The sequence below is a fragment of the Microbulbifer jejuensis genome (genome assembly GCF_047289955.1).
In the GTDB taxonomy this organism is placed as follows: domain Bacteria; phylum Pseudomonadota; class Gammaproteobacteria; order Pseudomonadales; family Cellvibrionaceae; genus Microbulbifer.
The window spans coordinates 222937-242081 of record NZ_JBLBUB010000001.1; the positions used below are offsets into that span (position 1 = coordinate 222937).

Here is a 19145-nt window from a genome sequence, read left to right on the forward strand (position 1 = left end):
AAGGGGAAAAGCGTTCCGGGCTATCCTGCGCCTAACGCTTGGGGAAGTCTCTAAGTACGGCGAGGAAGGTGTCGCCAAAACGCGCCAGCTTGCTGGCGCCGACCCCGGAAACCGCCAGTAACTCACTGCGGGTTTGCGGGTGCGCCTTTACCATGCCGCGCAGGGTGGCATCGTGAAAGACCACATAGGGCGGTACACCGCGCTCTTCCGCCAACGCCTTGCGGCAGCTGCGCAGGGCCTGCCAGAGCGGTTGGTCCTCACAGGCCAGGTCTTCGGAGGCTGAAGCGTCGCGGGAGACGAATCGGGGGCCTTTGGCCGGCAGCTTGCGCAACTGCAGGGATGTCTCCCTGCGCAACAGCGGGCGGCACAGCTCTGTGAGCCTGAGCCCCTGAAACTCACCTGTCACCTCCAGGTAGCCGCGCACGATTAATTGTCGCATCACAGCCCGCCACTCACTGGTGGCGAGGTCTTTGCCAATGCCGTGGGTGGAGAGTTGGTCGTGCCCGAATTTGCGTACTTTCTCGTTCCCGGAGCCCCGCAGCACATCGATGACATGGTTGGCACCGAAGCGCTGGCCGGTACGGTAGACGCACGACAGCAGTTTGATGGCGGCCTCGCTGGCATCCCAGGTGGCAGGGGGCTCCAGGCAGGTATCGCAGTTGCCACAGGGGTGGTCCAGGGTTTCGGCGAAGTAGTGCAACAGGGCCTGGCGGCGACAGCTGGTGATTTCACACAGGCCCAGCATGGCATTTAAGCGCCCGCGTTCGTGGCGCTTGTGCTCCTCACTGCCCTCGGAGGCTTCAACCATCTGTGCCAGCTTCACCACATCTTCCAGGCCGTAGAGCAGCAGTGTCACCGAGGGCTCGCTATCGCGACCGGCGCGACCGGTCTCCTGATAGTAGGCTTCGATACTTTTGGGTAGATCCAGGTGCACTACAAAGCGCACATCGGGTTTGTCGATGCCCATACCGAAGGCGATGGTGGCCACAATAATGACATCTTCCTCGCGCAGGAAGCGGCGCTGGTGTTCGGCACGGGTAACGGCGGGCAGACCCGCGTGGTAGGGCAGGGCGGTATACCCATGCTGGCTCAGCCATTCGGCGGTATTTTCCACTTTGGCGCGGGACAGGCAATAAATAATGCCTGCACTTCCTTTCTGAGTGTCGCGCAAAAACTGCAGTAGCTGGCGGCGTGGGTTGTCCTTGGGTTCGATGCGGTAGCGGATATTGGGACGGTCAAAGCTGCTGATAAAGTGCCGGGCGGTCTCCAGGTTGAGTCTCCGGGCGATTTCCGCGCGGGTGCGCTGGTCCGCGGTAGCGGTCAATGCAATACGCGGTACGCAGGGAAACTGTTCGTGGAGGCAGTTCAGCTGCAGGTAGTTGGCGCGAAAGTCGTGCCCCCACTGGGACACGCAGTGGGCCTCATCGATGGCGAACAACGACAGTTCGACTCGCTGCAGGAGTGAAAGTGTGTGGGGCTGTAACAGCCGTTCCGGTGCCAGGTACAGCAGATCCAGTCTACCGTGAAGCAGTTGGTCCTCAATTGCCAGGGTTTCGTCATAGGGTACGGAAGAGTTTAGGAAGGCGGCGCGGATACCGGCTTCCTGTAGCGCTTCTACCTGGTCCTGCATCAAGGCGATCAGGGGAGAGACCACCACGCCGCAACCGGATCTGGCCAGCGCGGGTATCTGGTAGCACAGGGATTTGCCCCCACCGGTGGGCATGAGTACCAGAGCGTCGTTGCCAGCCATCAGGGTGTCGATCACCGCGGCCTGGGGGTCGCGGAAGTGGGGGTAGCCGAAGGTGTGCTCAAGAATCTGCTGTGGGGATTGCATGGCGGCGGAGTATACCCTGCACCGCGTTTTTGTGCGGTGGGTTTATCGGCCGATTTTCCCTTGAAAGAGGATGCAATGGACAGGTTTTGTTTTGTGACAGGGGTCACGGGTTATAATCGCAGGCCATCACAGCAATTGGCTAAGGATAGGGCTATGCGCACTTTGCTTTTGTTATTGATGTTGTGGTTCGCTGCTCTGGCCGGGCCACTGGGCTGTGCGTCCGGTGCCCCGCACCAGTTTGCGCAATCCCTTGTGGCGGATACCCATCTGGGCTGGCGCACCGCGCCGGAAAACCAGCTGGCACTGTCCCTGGTCACCGCCTCGGGTGTGGCCCAGATTGAACTGCAGCCACTGCCCGAGCAATTTACCCTTGTCACGCTTGAGCTTCCGGGGATGCGCAGAGTGGAGGCGGTTCAGTGGCAAAATGACTTGGGCCAGTCCACCACGCTATACGATGGTGAGGACGGGCGGGAGGGGGTCAGCCTGCAAGACCGCGGTCACGGGTTTCGCCTGCAGCTACAGCTCTCCACAATGCACTATCTCTGTGATGGCGGTGTGCTGACGGTTATTGGCCAGAGGCGCTGATGGCCGGCTCGGGGTTTGTCGTCTTGTCGAAACCAAGCCCCTGGGGGCGAATCAGAAACAGTTGCCGCCAGTATTTTCCGGTTACCCAGAGCCCGTTGCGGGCTTTGTCCCAGGCGATACCGTTGGCCACCGCATCCGGGTGATCGCGTGCCTCCGGTGCCAGGCTGTGCAAATCCACAGCGCCGCGTACCTCGCCGCTGTTGGGGTCGATGGCAATTATCCGGCTGTCCTGCCAGATATTGGCCCAGATCAGGCCCTCGGCAAATTCCAGTTCGTTGAGGTTGGACCACTCCTCACCCGCGCTCTTTACCTTCAGGTGGCGCAATACCGCGAAGGTGTTCGGATCGCGGAAGGTCAGCGCACCGCTGCCATTGCTCATAATCAGGTGCGCACCGTCGTGGGTAAGGCCCCAGCCTTCACCGCTGTAGCGTTTGACCTCCAAGGGCTGAAGATCCCGGGCCCGATAGATATGCACCTCGCCGGCCCTGTAGGTCAGCAGATAGAGCTTGCTCCCGAACACCGTGAGGCCCTCGGCGAATAGCTCCCCCGCCAGCCATTTGCGCCTTACCGGGTTGGCGCCGGGATCGGTATACTCTGCCAGCCAGGAACGGCGATAGAGTCCGCTGCTCTCCCACCAGCGCTGGCCGTCGAAGTAGAGCCCCTGGGTGAAATGGTCTCCGCTGCGCTGGCGTTGCTCCAAGATGGTATAGGGGATGACCGGAAGTTGTGCTTGCGCAGCGGCTACAAACAGCAACAGGGCAGGCGCTAGGGGCAGTTTCCAACTGAGATTGAGAAGTCGGTACATCAATAACCTATGACCAGAGTAAAAACCTTTGTCTCCTTGACCCTGCTGGGCGGACTGGCGGTCGTGCTGCCCATTGCCATCTTTGTGCTGCTGTTTCAGTGGCTGTTTGGTCAAATCAGTGAAATTGTGGCACCGGCCGTTGTCTGGCTGGAGGCCCACACCGAATTTAAGGATACCCTCGCGCGGCTTGTGGTAATAGCGCTGATTTTGGGTGGTTGTTTCCTGATCGGCCTGCTGGTGAAAACCAGTATTGGCCACTGGCTGCACCGGCATGTGGACCACTGGCTGGGACGTCTGGCACCGGGCTATAGCACCATCAGGGAGTTGGTGACGCAGTTTATCGGTGGTGGCGGCGAAGGTGTGTTGTCCGGGCCGGTTGCACGGGTGCGTATTCACGGGGTCCACAACCCCCTGTCGGTCACCGCCATAGTGACATCCCAGCACGCCGGTGGGGATATGACCGTCTATGTACCCACAGCGCCTGTTCCCACCTCGGGCTTTGTCTTCCACGTGCCTGCTGAATGTGTGGAAATACTGCCAGGTGTGACTGTGGAGGGGGCGATGAAAACGATTGTGGCCTGCGGAGCCGGTAGCGCCAGCCTATTGGCGCCGGCCTCCAAGACCTGATTACCCGGTGACGGCACTGCGGTTTTTACCCAGGTTGCGAATTGCAAAGCGCGCCGGGTGCAGTGCCCTGGCCAGCCCGGCGGTGACTGGCAGAGTCTCACCCAGTATCCAGGCAGTGAGCACTTCCGCGGCGAGCGGCGCGTAGGTAAAGCCGCGGGAGCCCAGCCCGCCCATCACATACAGGCCCCGCTGGTATTGCGCGGTTTGCTGGATCAGCTGTTTGCGGTTTTTGCGCAGGCCCACATAGGTGGTGTCGAGGGATGTCCAATTTGGCACCGGGCCGGCCACAGGCAGGTAATCCGGTGTTGCGGCACGCAGGGCTGCGCGGCCACTGAGTGCCTGGGAGGAGAAATCCCTCGACAGCTGCGGCAGCAGGGCAGCCAGAGTCTCCAGGTTTGCCCGGTGCTCGCTATCGCGTATTTTTAGGGCGGTTTCCTTGAGTCTGAAGGTGGCGCCGAAGCTTTGGCTGCCCCGATGTTCCGGGGTGATATAGCCCTCGCCGCAGAGCGCTACCTTCAACTGGCGCGAGGCCGCCGTGGTTTTGGCCACCGATACCTGGCCGCGTATGGGGTTCAGGGGCAGAGGGGCGGTCTGTGGGAAACTGCAAATATCCCTGGCGCCGCAGAGGATCACCGCGTTGGCTTCGAATGTCTTTTCCCCAGTGTGCAGCCACCAGCCGGCATTGCACTGTTCGAGTTGTTCTATAGCGGTGTCACAACACAGCTCGATATTGTTGTGTTCAAGTAGGGCTGCGCATACTTTTTGCGGTTCCAGCCAGCCCGCCTGGGGGAAATAAAGCCCGCAGAAAGCCAGGTCCACCCCTGCCAGCGCACTCGCTTCAGTGGATGTTACGGTGTGGGCCAGAGTCTGGCTGTTGTGTTCCGCCAGGGTCTCGGCGACTTGCTGCTGCAAGCATCGCTCCCGGTCCGTTTGAGCCAGTTGCAACAGGCCATTGAAGTGCGCTACTTGCGCGCAGTGCTGGCGATAATAGCGTTGGGCAAACAGCAGGGCGTGCAGGTTGAAGTCGCCGTTGGGGCCGGGTTTAGGGGATAGCTTTGCGTAGAGGATGCCCTGGTCGTTGCCGGAGCCACCGCTTCCAGGGGTTGCCCCCCGCTCAAAAATCCGAACCCGCACTCCGCGTTCCGCCAGTGCCCTGGCGACGGTGGCACCTGAGATTCCCGCGCCGATGACAGCCGCGCTCTGCGGCCGCTTCGGCGGCTCTGGGGGCAAATACCAGCGGGTAGCGGCAGTCTGGCTCGTCAAAACGCTGTGCAGTGCGCCGCACAGCATCTCCCGCTTACGCGCGAAGCCGGGCACTTTACGCCAGGTAAAACCCGCATCGCGCAGGCTGTGCCTGACCGGCCCGGCGCAGGTGAAGGTGGCGAAGGTGGCACCGGGCCTGCTCAGGGCAGCGATGCTTGCAAACAGCGGCGGAGTCCACATATCCGGGTTTTTCGCCGGGGCAAATCCGTCCAGAAACCAGGCATCTGCTTGCCGGTCGCGCTGCTCCTGTTGCAGGCGCAGGCTCTGCAGGGCTTCGCTGGCTTCGCCGATCAGCAGGGTCAGGGTTACCTGGCCGAATTGCAAACGGTGCACGCCCTGGGCAGGGAGTGCGGGATAGTTGTCGAGCAGAAGCCGGGCAAAAGGCTGCAACTGGGGCCACAGGGCCAGGGCGCGGTGCAGATCCTGTGGGCGCAGGGGGCATTTCTCAACGGAGAAAAAATGCAGGCGTGCGCTTTTTGGTGCGGTTTTTTGCCAGAGTGCCCAGGCGGCGAGAAAATTCAAGCCGGTGCCAAAGCCGGTCTCGCCGATGGTGAAACGCTCGCCATCGCCGAGACCTGCCCAGCGCTCTGCCAGGGCATTGTGCTGCAGGAATACGTAGCGGCTCTCCTCCAGTCCTGAGGCGGTGGAGAAATAGACATCGCCATAGGCACGGGACAGGGGCTGGCCGTTGTCACGCCACTCGAGTTCCGCGTATGTAAGGCCGGGTTCGCGCACAACAGGGCTCCTGTCAGGCCTTTTGCCGCAAGCCAAACTCGCGCATTACCTGGGCACACCAACACTGTATACGCGCTTCGCTGAGGTCAAACTCGTTCTCCTCGTCCAGGGCGAGGCCCACGAACCGGCTGCCATCCGGTGTCAGTCCCTTGGATTGCTCGAACGTATAGCCTTCTGCGGGCCAGCAGCCCAAGGCGCGGGCGCCGCAGGCCACCAACTGGGCATGCAGGTAACCCAGCGCATCCTGGAACCACTGGGGGTAGCCTTCCTGGTCGCCGAGGCCGAACAGGGCCACGGCCTTGCCATGCAGATCCAGGGCCGCCAGTTTGTCCCAGATATTCTCCCAGTCTTCCTGCAGCTCGCCATAGTCCCAGGTGGGAATACCAAACAGCAGAAAATCGTAATCTTCTGCAAGAGAGATATCTGCCTCGGCCACATTGTGCAGGTCTACCCAATTGGGCCCGATACACTGGCGGATTTTTTCTGCAGCCATCTCGGTGTAGCAGGTACTGGAGCCGTAAAACAATCCTATGGGAGCTTGGGCGCTTTGCATAACAACTGGATTCTTACTGCTTGGCGAGGGCGCCGTTAAAGTCCTGCTGCCGCCAGGCCTCGTAAATAATGATGGCGGCGGCGTTGGACAGGTTGATGCTGCGGCTTTCCGCGCGCATGGGGATACGCAGGGTGTTTTGCGCACCGACAGCTTGCAGGAATGCTGCGGGCAGACCGCGGGTCTCAGGGCCGAAGACGATGGCGTCGCCACCTTGGTATTCCACGGCGGAGTGACAGCGGCTGCCCTTGGTGGAGAGCGCCAGTACCCGTGTTGGCTTTTCGTTATCGATAAAGGCCTGCCAGTCCCGGTGACGCACCACATGGCTGTACTCGCTGTAATCCAGCCCGGCACGGCGCAGGCGCTTGTCGTCCATATGGAAGCCGAGGGGCTCGATCAGGTGCAGTTCGGCACCGGTATTGGCGCAGAGCCGGATAATATTGCCGGTGTTGGGGGCTATCTCCGGTTGGTACAGAACGATCTTGAACATTGGCTGGCGGCCGCCCTCACTGGCTCGGGGCGGGAGTACCCGGCCTTGTACGGGTGCGGATTATTCCATAATTAGGGGGCAGTGGCGATCTCCTCGCAGTCGATCTCCACCCCCAGTTCATTGGCAATCTGATCGAGTTCATCGCGGAGTCCGTCGAAATCCGGCTCTTCGGCCACACTGATCCTGCACTCGGCGCGAAACAGCGGCTCGCCACTCCAGGGGGTGCTGCCGTAGGTGGTTTCCAATTGCTCCATATTGATGTGGCGGGCGGTGAGGGCGCGGGAGATCTCGCGCACTATGCCTGGACGGTCATTGCCTACCAGTTTGAGGGTCAATGTCTGCCGGAGGGGAGCGGCGACAGCGACAGCATCCTCGACCACCAGGTTGTATCCTTCCTGGACCAAAATGTCGAGGGCACTTTTCAGGAGCCGGCTTTTCACTGCGGGGACGGCAACGCGCAGGATGCCGGCAAATTTTCCAGAGAAGTGTGCCATATGGCTGTCTTCCCAGTTGCCACCGTTATCCGCGATGACCGCGGAGAGTGTTTCCACAACGCCGGGTCTGTCGTCGCAGATCATGGAGATAACCAGATGGTGTTGCATGCCGGGTTTCCTTGCTTTACTCGATACGTGTAGACTGGATTGTAATAGGATTTCGTCGGATAACCCTATCGTTCAATCTCAAAGTCATTATCCACACCCGCGAAAACGGGTAGTTTAGCGAGGGCTGCCGATGAAAGTTATTGCCGATTTGTGTGTTATTCCCCTGGGTGTGGGGCTGTCTGTCAGCGCATATGTGGCAGAGTGTGAAAGAGTGCTGGTCGAAGCTGGGCTCACGCATAAACTGCACGCGTATGGTACCAATATTGAGGGGGAGTGGGATGTGGTAATGGCTGCGGTAAAGGCGTGTCACGAACGGGTACATACAATGGGCGCCGAACGCATCAGTACCAGCCTGAAGTTGGGAACCCGTTTGGACCGCGACCAGTCTTTACAGGATAAAATCGATAGCGTGCGATCGAAGCTGGATTAACGAAAACAAAACAGGAACGATTATGACGATCAATATCAAGAAATCCCTGCTGGCCCTGGCCGGCGCACTGGTCCTGTCTTCAGGCGCCCAGGCTGCAGATCTGGATTCTGTGATTAAGGGAGATCACCGCAACGAGGAAACCACCGCGCGGGATCAGTACCGCCACCCGGCGGAAACCCTGAAATTTATAGGGATTAAACCGGAAATGACGGTGGTTGAAATCACCCCTGGAGGTGGCTGGTACACGGAAATCCTTGGCCCCTATCTCAGCGAGAAAGGCACGCTCTACGCGGCGCATTTTCCCGAAGACAGTGAGTCTGCCTACTACCAGCGCACTCTGAAGCGTTTCAAGGAGAAGCTGGCCTCCAATGAAAAGGCTTATAAAAGCATCGTAGTGACGGAATTCTCTCCACAGACTGGCCGCCAGATTGCACCCGCCGGCAGTGCCGATGCGGTGGTGACTTTCCGGAATGTGCACAACTGGATGTACCGCAATTACGAAGACAAGGCCTTTGCCAGCTTCTTTGCCGCCCTGAAACCCGGCGGTGTGCTGGGTGTGGTGGAGCATCGCGCTAAACCCGGTACCAGCATGGAGGATATGATCAAGAGCGGTTATGTCACCCAGGAATATGTGATTGCAGTGGCCAAAAAGGCGGGTTTTGAGTTGGAAGAGACCAGCGAGGTCAATGCCAACCCGAAGGATACCGCCCAGCATCCAAAGGGGGTCTGGACCCTGCCACCGTCCCTGCGTCTGGGGGATGAAGACAAGGAAAAGTATCTGGCCATCGGTGAAAGTGACCGCATGACCCTGCGTTTCCGCAAGCCGAAACCCTGAGTGCCCATGTCTTTTTGAAACTGGATTCTAGCTGCGGGCGCGACACCGGTTGTGCCCGCCTCCCCCGTCCCGTCCGATTCGTTGTTGTATGGTTATCCCTTTTGAACAGCTAAATCCCGCCACCCTGCAGAGTCTCCTGGAGGAGTATGCCACCCGTGAGGGCACGGAATACGGTGAGCGCGAGGTGGCCCTGTCGGAAAAGGTGTTGAATCTGCGTCGCCAGTTACAGTCCGGCGAGGTGGTAATCTGGTTTGAACCGGGTGAGGAGTCCGTTAACCTGGTGCTGGCGCGGGACCTGCCCGAAGATGCCTGAGTACTTGATTAATCGCCCCGAGGCGCCCGGCGCGCGCTTTCTGTTTGCCCACGGTGCCGGCACCCCCATGGACAGTCAGTTTATGCAGGTGCTGGCTCAGGGGTTGTGTGCTCTGGGGATTGAAGTGATTCGTTTCGAGTTCCCTTATATGGCCCAGCGCCGTACCGGTGGGAGCAGGCGTCCGCCCAATACCATGCCCCAACTCCAGGACTGTTTTCGCGCGCAGATAGCACGGCAACCGGGCGATTTGCCCCTGTATATTGGTGGGAAGTCCATGGGGGGCAGGGTCGCGAGCCTGCTTGCCGATGAGAGCTTTGAGCAGGGCTTAATCGCAGGGTTGGTATGCCTAGGCTATCCGTTCCATCCCCGAGGCAAACCGGACAAGTTGCGCACAGAGCACCTGGTTGGCATTGCCTGTCCAATGCTTATTGTACAAGGAGACCGAGACCCCCTTGGCAGCCGTGCCGAAGTGGCATGCTATGGATTGGCACAGGCTATTGAGATAGCGTGGTTGAAAGACGGAGATCACGACTTTAAGCCCCGTCGCGCCAGTGAATTGACCCAGGCCCGGCATTGGCAGTCGGCGCTGGAGGTGGTGGTGCAGTTTATGCTTCGGCCCAGAGGAACGTGAGATACTCCTCTGCACTTGGCGGGTTTGAACCGGCAGGTGACGGCGCCGATTAAATTGCACACAATGCGCACTATGAAGTCAGATCACATCCTTGATACCCGCGGCCTGCTGTGTCCAGAGCCTCTGATGCTGCTGCACTCAGCAGTGCGTAAAGTCGCTGATGGGGAGGTATTGAAAATGCTTACCACAGACCCCTCCACCCAGCGGGATGTTCCCAAATTCTGTCAGTTTCTCGGTTACGAGCTGCTTCAACAGGCCGAGGAAAATACGGAATTCGTGTTTTGGATCAAAAGAGTGGGATAGTCGGTCAGAAATATCTGTTATGAAACCGGCAAGACCATCGCCGGGCCAATGGCACAGCGCCCAGAGAGTGAGGCCGGCTTTAAACCGACCACACATGGAAGGACGCATATGGTACCGACCGATTGGTCGATTGGGTGGGTCTCATGGCGCTGTGACCAGCGCAGCAATAGCCGCCAGTGCCTCCGGGTCCTCGGATTTAATCTTGTTGGCGATATGGTGTTGGAAGAAGTAGCGGAAGCCCTCACTCTGTTGTGCCGGGTAAAGGCAGTGGTCACCCGGTAGTACCGGGGTGGTTTCAACAATATCGTGATCTATCAACATGCCGAGAATGCTGCCATCGGCGTGCAGGCGCCAACTGATGACTTCTATCAGTGTCAGGTTCTCTCTGTCCTCGTCCATAAACACCGCATGGGTGCCGATACTATCGGGGATTTCCTGAAGTACCTCTTCAGCCTTGTTACTCTCGTATTCGAAATATTCCGCCGCAGTCTCCAACTCAACGATTTTGTGGATCGGGGGCTGGTGGAAGATCTCTTCAATACCGGGGTCATAATAGCCCTTAAAGCACCCGTCCAGCGGGTCCTGGATATCGGGGCAGGCCACAATAGAGTTTAACCAGGGAACGAGGCCCACGACCTCGCCATTGGCTTTGAGTCCCCAGCACAGAATCTTCAAGCTGTAGAAATCTGTTCCGCTGGCGTTGTTGGAGTAGAGCATTTCCAAGCCGTCGAGTTCCGGAGAAAGACGAATAAAGCGCCTTTCCGCCGAAGTGCCGATCAGCTCGCCGGTGAAGAGGTCAACCACATTGTTGCAGCAGTGGTCTGTCATGGAACACCTCCTGGCAGGGCCGGTTGGATACCGCCTCCACCCAGATGCTGCTGCGACTGCGAAAGCACTGTCACTGAGGGGAGACCGAAGAAGGGGGGCGTTGGAATACATTAATTCCCCCCTGAAGGGATTCGCAACAAGCTTTACCTTTGGCGACATCCCTGCCAATAAAGGTATATGTTGAACTGCGGAAATACAACCAGGGCGGCGAACCTGCTCTGTGCCGGCACCGCTTTGATTGCAGCGCCGGCGTTGATATAGTCCCCACCTTTGTAGTGCCCTGGAGAACACCTTGCCCGTTTGGAACCCGGAAATAGCTCCAGTTTCTACTACTCAACCAATGGCTGATCGCATCGCCTTAGTATTTGATCGCTGTTTTGCCGACCCAAAAGGGTTCAATACCCGACTTTGCGGCGGCTACTTTGAGCCCTATTACCGACCCGCCGGGGGAAGTCAGAGACACCACCAAGTGGAGTTTACCCGGGGTTATGCCGCCAGCGCTCTGCATGAGGCAGCGCATTGGTGCCTGGCCGGAGAGGCTCGCCGCCGGCTGCCGGATTATGGGTACTGGTATTTGCCAGATGGGCGCAGTGCCGAGCAGCAGGCGGCGTTCGAGGAGGTGGAGGTGAGGCCCCAGGCATTGGAGTGGGTTTTTGCACGGGCCTGCGGCCTCAGATTCCGGGTGAGTAGCGACAATCTGTACAGTGGCCTGGGTCCCAGCGACAGTTTCAAGGTGGCGATCTGGGCGCGGGTGCGGGAATACTGCCACAAGGGGGCCAACGCCCGTGCGCGGGCCTTTGCCCGGGCCCTGGCCTGTGAATTTGGGCGGCCCGACCCGTTCAGCGCCGGGATTTATCAATTGGCGGATTTATCGTGAGCAGTTATCTGATCGACGCGCCAATTTATATTTTCCGCTATTACTTTGCCCTGCCGCCGCACTGGCACAGCCGTAGCGGCTATGCCACCGAGGCGGTCTACGGTTTTACCAATCTGCTGTTGGATCTGCTGGCGTGTCGCCCGCACCATATCGCCTGTGCATTTGATGAATCCCTGGGAAACTGCTTTCGTAATGCACTCTACCCCGACTACAAGTGCAGTCGCGCCATGCCCGATGCTGCGCTGGCCTTCCAGTTGACGGCCTGCCGGGAGATGGCGGAGGCACTGGGTATCACCAGTTTCTCCAGTAAGCGCTATGAGGCGGATGATATCCTCGCCACCCTGACCCGCAAGCTGCGCAGGTATGCGCCGATTATTGTGAGTCGTGACAAGGACCTGGGGCAGTTGCTGGCCCGTGGCGCTTCGTCCCTGTGGGATCTTGCTGCAGACCGGCATATGGACAGCGATGCGCTGGAGCAGAGGTTTGGTGTACGCCCGGGGCAGATTGCCGATTATCTGGCCCTTGTGGGGGATCGGAGTGACGATATTCCCGGTATTCCCGGGTTGGGCCCCAAAACTGCGGCCTATTTGTTGGGCGAGTTCGAAGATATTGAATCCCTGTTGGCACAGCTCGGCAGGGTGGCCGCCCTGCCGTTTCGTGGTGCCATGGGGACCGCTGCACGTCTTGAGCAGTATGCGGACCAGTTGCGCCTGGCCAAACGTCTGACCTGCCTGGAGGAAAATATGGCGCTGGATATCAATTCGGGAGAATTGCGTCCCCAACCTGTCGACCTGTATTTGGCACATGCCCTGGCAGAGGAATTCGGCATTTCCGGCCTCGCCGGCAAAATGGCGCGTATCCTGGGTCGTGCGCATGGAGAGTTTGAATGAATGACACAGCCACAGAAACTGTCGGGCTCAGGATTGTTGCCGATGAAAATATTCCAGCATTGCAATCGTACTTTGGTGATCTCGGCACTCTGCAGCGTTGCCCAGGCCGCACCCTAAGCCGCGAGCAGCTGGTCGAAGCGGATATCCTGCTGGTGCGCTCCGTGACCAAAGTGAATCAGAGCCTCTTGCAGGGCACGCCGGTGCGCTTTGTTGGCAGCTGCGCCATCGGCACAGATCATTTGGATATCCCGTGGCTGGAGCGCAATGGCATTCACTGGTGTGCGGCACCCGGCTGCAACGCCAATTCCGTGGTGGAATATGTGTTCTGTGCCCTGGCCGCTTTGGAGGTCGATTGGCGTGGGCGCAGTTTTGGTATTGTGGGTTGTGGCAATGTGGGCGGTTTATTGCAAAAACGCCTGCACGCCCTGGGTGCCTCCTGTGCAGTATATGACCCCTGGCTGCCGGACAACCCGGATTCTGCCACACTGGCGCAGGCGCTGGGGCGGGATATTGTGTGTTTGCACGCACCGCTGATTAAAGGCGGGTGCTTCCCCAGCCTACATATGATCGGTTCAGAGCAGCTGGCGCATATCCGCGATGGCGCTGTGCTGATCAGTGCCGGGCGCGGTGCGGTGGTGGACAACCGCGCGCTGCTGCAACAGCTCAGACGGGAACGGCGTTTCAGTACGGTGTTGGATGTCTGGGAGAACGAGCCGGAGATCAATACCGAACTGTTGCAACGGGTGGATTTAGCCACCCCGCATATTGCCGGTTACAGTGACGACGGCAAGCTGGCGGGAACCCGGCAGATACGTGAAGGATTGTCCGCTGTGATGGATCTTGCGCTTCCGGCGGTGGCTCCAGAGGCCTCAGGAGATACCGCCACTATCCGGATTGTGCCGGGAAGTCTGATGAATAGCTGCGAGGCTGACCCAGGGACAGGACAGGGGGGAGCAATAGCGGATCTGCTGCTGCAGATGTACGATCCGCGCGTGGATGATCGCCGCCTGCGCGAAGCCGCGTTCGGCACTGAGCCCATGGCGCAGGTATTTGACCGACTGCGCCGGGAATACCCCAAGCGCCTGGAGTTTTGCCACTATACAGGCCCGGCGGAGGCGCTGAGTGAAGAGGAATTGCAACAACTGGCAGTGTTGGGTCTGATGTGCAAATAGACAAGCAGGTTAACAAACTCGGGTTGATTATCAATCCCTGGGCAGGCATCGGTGGCCCGGCGGGGCTGAAGGGCAGTGATGGTGCCGAGACGGTTGCACGGGCCCTGGCTTTGGGTATCAAACCCCAATCCCACAAGCGCGCGGCCATTGCCCTGGAGGCTTTGAGGCCCCATCGCGGGCAGTTGGAACTACTGTGTTTTTCCGACGAAATGGGAGAGGACACCGCCCGTGCGCTGGGTTTTTCTGTGCGCACCCTGGGGGCTGCGAAGTCCTCCCCCTCCACTTCTGCGGATACTGAACAGGCCGCTGTTGCTATCCGTGATGCCGGTGCCGATCTGATTGTGTTTATCGGCGGTGACGGCACCGCACGCAATATCGTCAACGCCCTTGGTGAACATTTCCCGGTATTGGGGATTCCCGCCGGCGTCAAGATGCATTCGGCTTGTTTTGCCATCTCGCCCAAGGCCGGGGGTGAGGTATTGCGGCGGTTGATGGCGGGGCAGCTGGTGGACCTGTGTGCGTGCGAAGTGCGGGATATCGACGAACAGTCTTTTCGCCAGGGGCGCGTGCGTACCCGCTACTACGGAGAACTGCTGGTACCTCGGGAAGGCCACTTTTTGCAGGCAATAAAAAATGCCGGGCGTGAAGTCGAGGCATTGGCGGTGGAGGATATCGCTGCTGACATACTTGAGGCACTGGACCCGCAAACACTCTATATCGTCGGTCCGGGTTCCACCACTTTGGCAATATTGAATGCACTGGGCTGCCAGGGCACTTTGCTGGGAGTGGATCTGCTGCAGCGCGGCACTTTAAAACAGGTAGATGTAAGCACTCCTCAAATTGAGGCGGCTATTGCACAACACCAAGGCCCGATAAACATTATTCTCACCGCCATCGGAGGACAGGGCCATTTGCTTGGCCGTGGCAACCAGCAGTTTTCCCCGAGCGTCCTGCGGGCCGTGGGGCGCGATCACTTAATGGTGGTGGCCACCAAAACCAAAATTACCGAACTGGGCGGCCGCCCTCTACTGGTGGATAGTGGCGATCCCGAACTGGATCGGCAGTGGTCGGGTTTTATCCGGGTTGTGACCGGCTACCGGGATGCGATCCTCTATCCATTGAGCAATGGGGTACTCTAAAGAATGCTGTCTGCGGTTTGGGAGCCATTGCTCAAGCAGGTTGCGTGCAAGTTGGCCGAAGGTGATAGCGATAGCCGGCGGCTATTCCACGGTCGTGGGCGCAGCTATGCGGGTCTGGAGCAGGTCTGTGTAGACAGTTTTTTTCCGGTAATACTGGTGACTTTTTTTGGGGCGCACCTAGGCGAAGCGGCGGTGTGTGAGCGATTGTGGCAGCTGGTGCAGCCCCGCGGTTATCGGGGTGTTGCCGTGCAGCGGCGCTATCTGGCCGGGGCGCCGGTGAGCTGGCCGTGTGGCACCGCGGTAGCGGCGCCGATGGCGCGGCGTGGCGGGTTGCAATTTCCCCTCACCTTCGAGCGGCAGAATGTGGGTTTCTTTCTCGATATCGAACCGGGTCGGGTCTGGCTGGAGGAACAGGTCCGCATTCGCACGGGACAGGAACCGGTGAAAATGCTCAATTTGTTCGCCTTTACCTGCGCCTTTTCCGCGGTGGCCCGCGCTGCAGGGGATATTGACATTGTGAATGTGGATGTGAACCGCGGTGTGTTGAACCGCGGGCGCGAGAACCACGCGATCAATGGCCTATCCCTGAAGGGTATCCAGTTTCTGCCGTTGGATGCGCTGCGCCAGTTCAAGCGCTTTGACCGGCGCGGTCCTTTCCAGCTGGGGGTGGTGGACCCGCCCACACGCCAGAAAGGCCGCTTTGATGTGGGCCTTAACTACACAAAACTGCTGCAGCAATTGCCCGCCTGTCTCGCGCAGGAGGCGGATCTGCTGATGGTAATCAATTCCCCGCGCTACAGTGAGGCCCGCTTTCGCGAATTGATTCACGAGGCCGATACGGGGTATGCAGTGGCTGCGCGACTGCCGCAGAATCCGGATTTTCCGGATCAGGACCCGGATGCGGCACTGAAAATGCTGCACGTGAAATACCGCCGACAGCATTAGTGGTCACACAGGCTGCATCCGGATGCGGCGAACTCTCGCATCAGGCGCTCCATCAGTGCCTGCAGTTTCGCGGATGAACCATTGGACACGGCGCTGCTGAGCAACTGTGCGTTGCTCTGCCCCGACTCGGCCTGGGTGTTGGTTAACAGCACAAAGCCCCTGTGGCTCAACACGGCTTTTTCTATCGCTTCCTGGCGCAGCAGCTGGGAAAAACCGATATAGCCACTCTGCTGCAGCCACGTCATTGCCCCCAGGCAGGCAAGATGGCGCGGCGAGTGCAGCCCAAATGCGTCCGGGGTATCGGGTCCGGCGATATCCTCTACATAAAGGGTGGCTGGTACAGGGAACTGGCTGAACAACGCCAGCAGGCTTCTGCCGGCGTGGCGGTAAAAATCGTGGATATGTAAATCGTCCAACATCAGCGGGAATATCGTTCCAGAAAATAACCCAGGCGCTCGATGGCGTGGCAGAGATCGTCAGCCTGGGGCAGGAAGACGATACGCAAGTGATCCGGTGCATCCCAGTGGAAGGCGGTACCCTGAACCAGCAGGATTTTTTCCTGGCGCAAAAACTCCAATACCAGGTGCTCGTCACAGTCAATCTTGTGGTGATCCAGGTGGAGTTTGGGGAACAGGTAAATTGCACCACTGGGTTTGACGCAGCTGACGCCGGGGATTTCGTTGAGCATGCGGTAGGCCAGGTCGCGCTGCTGGCCCAAGCGTCCGCCGGGCAACACCAGATCGTTAATACTCTGATAGCCACCGAGTGCCGTTTGCACCGCGAACATGGCCGGAACGTTGCCGCACAAGCGCATGGAAGTCAGCATATCCACGCCACCGATAAATCCCTCGGCCCGATGTTTGGCGCCACTGATCACCATCCAGCCAGAGCGAAAACCGGCCAGGCGATAGGATTTGGACAGGCCGTTGAAACTCAGGCAGAGCACGTCCTGGGCCAGTCTGGCCATGGGAATAAACTCCGCACCGTCGTAGAGAATTTTGCTGTAGATCTCATCGGCGAAGATCACCAGGTTGTGGCTGCGTGCGATTTCGACTATGTCTTCCAGCAGTGCCCGCGGGTAGATGGCGCCGGTGGGGTTGTTGGGATTGATGACCACGATGCCGCGGGTGCGCGGTGTGATCTTGGACTTGATGTCTTCGATATCCGGCAGCCAACCGGCAGCTTCATCGCAGCGGTACAATACTGGGTTGGCGCCGGTTAAATTGGTTGCCGCCATCCACAGAGGATAGTTGGGCATGGGCAGTAGCAGTTCATCGCCGGTATTGAGCAGCGCCTGGATGGCGATGGAGATCAGCTCGGAGACGCCATTACCCAGATAAATGTCGTTTATATCAACTCCCTGGATACCCAGGGTCTGACACTCCTGCATAATGGCTTTGCGTGCAGCGAACAGCCCCTTGGATTCCACATAGCCCTGGGCGCGGGTGAGATTGAGGATAACATCCTGGATGATCTCATCCGGGGCGTCGAAGCCGAAAGGGGCGGGGTTGCCGATATTCAGTTTGAGTATGCGGTGGCCTTCCTCCTCCATGCGATGGGCCTGTTCCATCACCGGACCGCGGATTTCATAGCAGACGCCATGCAGTTTGTCAGATTTATGGATGTCCTTCATGGTGGTTCGGCAACCCTGTGGCCTGGCAGGAGCCGCCCTGGGCCGCGAGCGAGCTGCGCAAAAGCCGGGAAGTCCACTAGCGGTCGGCACCGCTCCTGCGGGAACTGGTAATTACGGGTAACAGAGTATGTCAAAACAAAAAGACGATAACTACTGGCGCGATAAGCTGACAGACGAAGAGTTTGAAGTCTGCCGCAAAGGTGGGACAGAGGCGCCCTTTAGCGGGGAGTATTGGGATGTTTTTGACAGGGGTGTCTATCGCTGCCGCTGTTGTGGCGAAGTGCTGTTTGACTCTGCAGCGAAGTTTGAGAGCCAATGCGGCTGGCCCAGTTTCGATGCAGAGGCGAGCCGGGGCATCACTAGAGACTTGCCCGATAGCAGTTTAGGCATGCACAGGGTGGAGGTTCGTTGCCGCAACTGCGACAGCCATTTGGGGCATGTATTTAACGATGGCCCCACCGACACCGGCTTGCGCTATTGCGTGAATTCCCTGTCGGTAAAGCTCGAAAAAGACGATGGCGAGAAAGGGGGTGAGGGGTGACACACAGGCACTGGAGTCGCGCTCTGTTGTGGGCGCAATGGGTTTTACTCACTGCCATTGTTTTCGCTGGGTTGGCGCTGAGGTTCGGGCTGCTGCACTTTGGGATGGCCTTCAAGGTATTCACTTACGCCGGGTTGGCGGCGCTGGCGATTGCGCTGGCCGGTCTGTTTGTCTTTGTCTGGGGTGTGCGCAGTCACAATGTCGATGCCCGCAGCAATGCCCTGTGGGCAGTTTTATTGGGGTTGTTGCCGGTGGCAGTGCCCTTGATGACGGTGGGCAAGGACAACTTCAGCGTACCGCGAATTCACGATATCAGCACAGATACCCGCAATCCGCCCCAATACCGCGCAATTCTGGCTCTGCGCAAGGCAGGGGATAACAGTGCCGAATATGGGGGAGAACCCGTGGCCCGCCTGCAGCGCGGTGTTGATGTCTATGCGGATATAATGCCCCTGCAGGTCCAGTTACCCGTGGTTCGCACGACAGAGTTGGCGGCAGAGGTGGCAGAGGAGCTGGGCTGGAAACTTGTATCCTACCAGCCCGAGCGCGGTTATCTGGAAGCAGTGGACAGGACACGGTTGCTGGGGTTTAGCGATGACATTGTGGTGCGGGTGCAGGCGGAGGACAATGGGGGCTCCCGGGTGGATGTGCGTTCCAGCTCCCGTGTGGGCGTCAGTGATCTGGGTGCCAATGCGAAGCGTATCCGCGTATTTCTCGAAGCGCTACACCACCGGGCTAAAAGTGTGCATAACAGTGCCTCGGTCCGGCTCTGGGGGCCTGTCTACCGGAATCCGTTGGGTTGGGTAAGTGTCTGACAATAAAAGAAAAAAAATTTAACGGGAATGTTGACAGCACCCCGGGTGGTGCATAGAATGCGCCCCACTTCTGACGCGGAGCTACACTGTAGAGCGCTGCGACAACACAAGTAAATCTGGGTCCCCATCGTCTAGAGGCCTAGGACACCGCCCTTTCACGGCGGTAACAGGGGTTCGACTCCCCTTGGGGATGCCATGCGGGAATAGCTCAGTTGGTAGAGCGCAACCTTGCCAAGGTTGAGGTCGCCGGTTCGAATCCGGTTTCCCGCTCCAATTCTATAAGTTACTTTGCCAGGCAGAGT

At 58.9% G+C, this 19145-nt stretch carries 23 protein-coding genes and 2 tRNA genes; 16 read left to right on the plus strand and 9 right to left on the minus strand.

Annotated features, from left to right (window positions below; genetic code table 11):
* Positions 1 to 31: 31 nt before the first annotated feature.
* A complete protein-coding gene (gene recQ, locus ACL7TT_RS01030) occupies positions 32 to 1834 on the minus strand; it encodes a DNA helicase RecQ (protein ID WP_413392430.1) in 1803 nt (600 codons plus the stop codon).
* A gap of 153 nt (positions 1835 to 1987) precedes the next feature.
* Here recQ and ACL7TT_RS01035 point away from each other — a divergent pair, with 153 nt between their 5' ends.
* A complete protein-coding gene (locus tag ACL7TT_RS01035; protein WP_413392432.1) occupies positions 1988 to 2419 on the plus strand; it encodes a hypothetical protein in 432 nt (143 codons plus the stop codon).
* Here the strand turns inward: ACL7TT_RS01035 and ACL7TT_RS01040 are convergent.
* Positions 2400 to 3224: a glutaminyl-peptide cyclotransferase gene (locus tag ACL7TT_RS01040; RefSeq protein ID WP_413392433.1), complete on the minus strand. Its 825-nt coding sequence runs from the start codon at positions 3222 to 3224 to the stop codon at positions 2400 to 2402. The genes ACL7TT_RS01035 and ACL7TT_RS01040 overlap by 20 nt on opposite strands.
* 9 nt (positions 3225 to 3233) lie before the next feature.
* Here ACL7TT_RS01040 and ACL7TT_RS01045 point away from each other — a divergent pair, with 9 nt between their 5' ends.
* Complete coding sequence (locus ACL7TT_RS01045; RefSeq protein ID WP_413392435.1) at positions 3234 to 3851, plus strand: DUF502 domain-containing protein; 618 nt, start codon at positions 3234 to 3236, stop codon at positions 3849 to 3851.
* Here the strand turns inward: ACL7TT_RS01045 and mnmC are convergent, their stop codons facing one another.
* The 4 genes from mnmC to ACL7TT_RS01065 form a co-directional block, all read right to left on the minus strand.
* Positions 3852 to 5849 (minus strand): bifunctional tRNA (5-methylaminomethyl-2-thiouridine)(34)-methyltransferase MnmC2/FAD-dependent 5-carboxymethylaminomethyl-2-thiouridine(34) oxidoreductase MnmC1, encoded by a 1998-nt coding sequence (gene mnmC, locus ACL7TT_RS01050; protein WP_413392436.1) that lies wholly within the window; start codon positions 5847 to 5849, stop codon positions 3852 to 3854.
* 13 nt (positions 5850 to 5862) lie between these two features.
* Positions 5863 to 6402 (minus strand): flavodoxin FldB, encoded by a 540-nt coding sequence (fldB, locus tag ACL7TT_RS01055; protein WP_413392438.1) that lies wholly within the window; start codon positions 6400 to 6402, stop codon positions 5863 to 5865.
* 13 nt (positions 6403 to 6415) lie between these two features.
* Positions 6416 to 6889, minus strand: coding sequence for a tRNA (uridine(34)/cytosine(34)/5-carboxymethylaminomethyluridine(34)-2'-O)-methyltransferase TrmL (gene trmL / locus ACL7TT_RS01060; protein WP_413392439.1), 474 nt, complete (start codon positions 6887 to 6889; stop codon positions 6416 to 6418).
* Positions 6890 to 6960: 71 nt separating this feature from the next.
* Positions 6961 to 7491, minus strand: coding sequence for a glycine cleavage system transcriptional repressor (locus ACL7TT_RS01065; RefSeq protein WP_413392440.1), 531 nt, complete (start codon positions 7489 to 7491; stop codon positions 6961 to 6963).
* A 130-nt stretch (positions 7492 to 7621) separates the two neighbouring features.
* Between ACL7TT_RS01065 and ACL7TT_RS01070 the strand changes: the two genes are divergently transcribed.
* The 5 genes from ACL7TT_RS01070 (at position 7622) to tusA (ending at position 10003) form a co-directional block, all read left to right on the plus strand.
* Positions 7622 to 7921: an MTH1187 family thiamine-binding protein gene (locus ACL7TT_RS01070; protein WP_413392442.1), complete on the plus strand. Its 300-nt coding sequence runs from the start codon at positions 7622 to 7624 to the stop codon at positions 7919 to 7921.
* Between the two features lie 22 nt (positions 7922 to 7943).
* Positions 7944 to 8756: a class I SAM-dependent methyltransferase gene (locus ACL7TT_RS01075; protein WP_413392443.1), complete on the plus strand. Its 813-nt coding sequence runs from the start codon at positions 7944 to 7946 to the stop codon at positions 8754 to 8756.
* An 88-nt stretch (positions 8757 to 8844) separates the two neighbouring features.
* Positions 8845 to 9069 carry a YheU family protein gene (locus ACL7TT_RS01080; protein ID WP_413392445.1) on the plus strand — a complete coding sequence of 75 codons (225 nt, stop codon included), beginning with the start codon at positions 8845 to 8847 and terminating at the stop codon, positions 9067 to 9069.
* Positions 9062 to 9700, plus strand: coding sequence for an alpha/beta fold hydrolase (locus ACL7TT_RS01085; protein ID WP_413392447.1), 639 nt, complete (start codon positions 9062 to 9064; stop codon positions 9698 to 9700). The genes ACL7TT_RS01080 and ACL7TT_RS01085 overlap by 8 nt, the downstream gene beginning before the upstream one ends.
* Before the next feature lie 72 nt (positions 9701 to 9772).
* Positions 9773 to 10003: a sulfurtransferase TusA gene (tusA, locus tag ACL7TT_RS01090; RefSeq protein ID WP_413392449.1), complete on the plus strand. Its 231-nt coding sequence runs from the start codon at positions 9773 to 9775 to the stop codon at positions 10001 to 10003.
* Positions 10004 to 10144: 141 nt separating this feature from the next.
* On the opposite strand, the gene ACL7TT_RS01095 is transcribed toward tusA, so the two are convergent.
* The gene (locus ACL7TT_RS01095; RefSeq protein WP_413392450.1) at positions 10145 to 10831 is read right to left on the minus strand and encodes a hypothetical protein; all 687 of its coding nucleotides are present in this window, start codon (positions 10829 to 10831) and stop codon (positions 10145 to 10147) included.
* A gap of 292 nt (positions 10832 to 11123) precedes the next feature.
* Between ACL7TT_RS01095 and ACL7TT_RS01100 the strand changes: the two genes are divergently transcribed.
* From ACL7TT_RS01100 to ACL7TT_RS01120, 5 genes are read left to right on the plus strand one after another with little or no spacing between them, the layout of a single operon-like run.
* Complete coding sequence (locus ACL7TT_RS01100; protein WP_413392451.1) at positions 11124 to 11708, plus strand: elongation factor P hydroxylase; 585 nt, start codon at positions 11124 to 11126, stop codon at positions 11706 to 11708.
* Positions 11705 to 12598, plus strand: a complete 894-nt coding sequence (locus ACL7TT_RS01105; protein WP_413392453.1) for a 5'-3' exonuclease — start codon at positions 11705 to 11707, stop codon at positions 12596 to 12598. Before ACL7TT_RS01100 ends, ACL7TT_RS01105 begins: the two co-directional genes overlap by 4 nt.
* Positions 12595 to 13770, plus strand: coding sequence for a 4-phosphoerythronate dehydrogenase (locus ACL7TT_RS01110; protein WP_413392454.1), 1176 nt, complete (start codon positions 12595 to 12597; stop codon positions 13768 to 13770). Before ACL7TT_RS01105 ends, ACL7TT_RS01110 begins: the two co-directional genes overlap by 4 nt.
* Positions 13761 to 14909 (plus strand): ATP-NAD kinase family protein, encoded by a 1149-nt coding sequence (locus ACL7TT_RS01115; protein ID WP_413392456.1) that lies wholly within the window; start codon positions 13761 to 13763, stop codon positions 14907 to 14909. The genes ACL7TT_RS01110 and ACL7TT_RS01115 overlap by 10 nt, the downstream gene beginning before the upstream one ends.
* 3 nt (positions 14910 to 14912) lie before the next feature.
* Positions 14913 to 15854 carry a class I SAM-dependent methyltransferase gene (locus tag ACL7TT_RS01120; RefSeq protein ID WP_413392457.1) on the plus strand — a complete coding sequence of 314 codons (942 nt, stop codon included), beginning with the start codon at positions 14913 to 14915 and terminating at the stop codon, positions 15852 to 15854.
* Here the strand turns inward: ACL7TT_RS01120 and ACL7TT_RS01125 are convergent.
* Both ACL7TT_RS01125 and ACL7TT_RS01130 read right to left on the minus strand, forming a co-directional pair.
* Positions 15851 to 16273: a hypothetical protein gene (locus ACL7TT_RS01125; RefSeq protein WP_413392459.1), complete on the minus strand. Its 423-nt coding sequence runs from the start codon at positions 16271 to 16273 to the stop codon at positions 15851 to 15853. The genes ACL7TT_RS01120 and ACL7TT_RS01125 overlap by 4 nt on opposite strands.
* A complete protein-coding gene (locus ACL7TT_RS01130) occupies positions 16273 to 17487 on the minus strand; it encodes a pyridoxal phosphate-dependent aminotransferase (RefSeq protein ID WP_413392460.1) in 1215 nt (404 codons plus the stop codon). The genes ACL7TT_RS01125 and ACL7TT_RS01130 overlap by 1 nt, the downstream gene beginning before the upstream one ends.
* Before the next feature lie 127 nt (positions 17488 to 17614).
* Here ACL7TT_RS01130 and msrB point away from each other — a divergent pair, with 127 nt between their 5' ends.
* From msrB to ACL7TT_RS01150, 4 genes are all read left to right on the plus strand, one after another.
* Positions 17615 to 18028, plus strand: a complete 414-nt coding sequence (gene msrB / locus ACL7TT_RS01135; RefSeq protein WP_299940591.1) for a peptide-methionine (R)-S-oxide reductase MsrB — start codon at positions 17615 to 17617, stop codon at positions 18026 to 18028.
* Positions 18025 to 18843, plus strand: coding sequence for a DUF1499 domain-containing protein (locus ACL7TT_RS01140; RefSeq protein ID WP_413392462.1), 819 nt, complete (start codon positions 18025 to 18027; stop codon positions 18841 to 18843). The genes msrB and ACL7TT_RS01140 overlap by 4 nt, the downstream gene beginning before the upstream one ends.
* Positions 18844 to 18963: 120 nt before the next feature.
* Positions 18964 to 19039, plus strand: a tRNA-Glu gene (locus ACL7TT_RS01145).
* A gap of 1 nt (position 19040) precedes the next feature.
* Positions 19041 to 19116 (plus strand) — tRNA-Gly (locus ACL7TT_RS01150).
* Positions 19117 to 19145 lie beyond the last annotated feature (29 nt).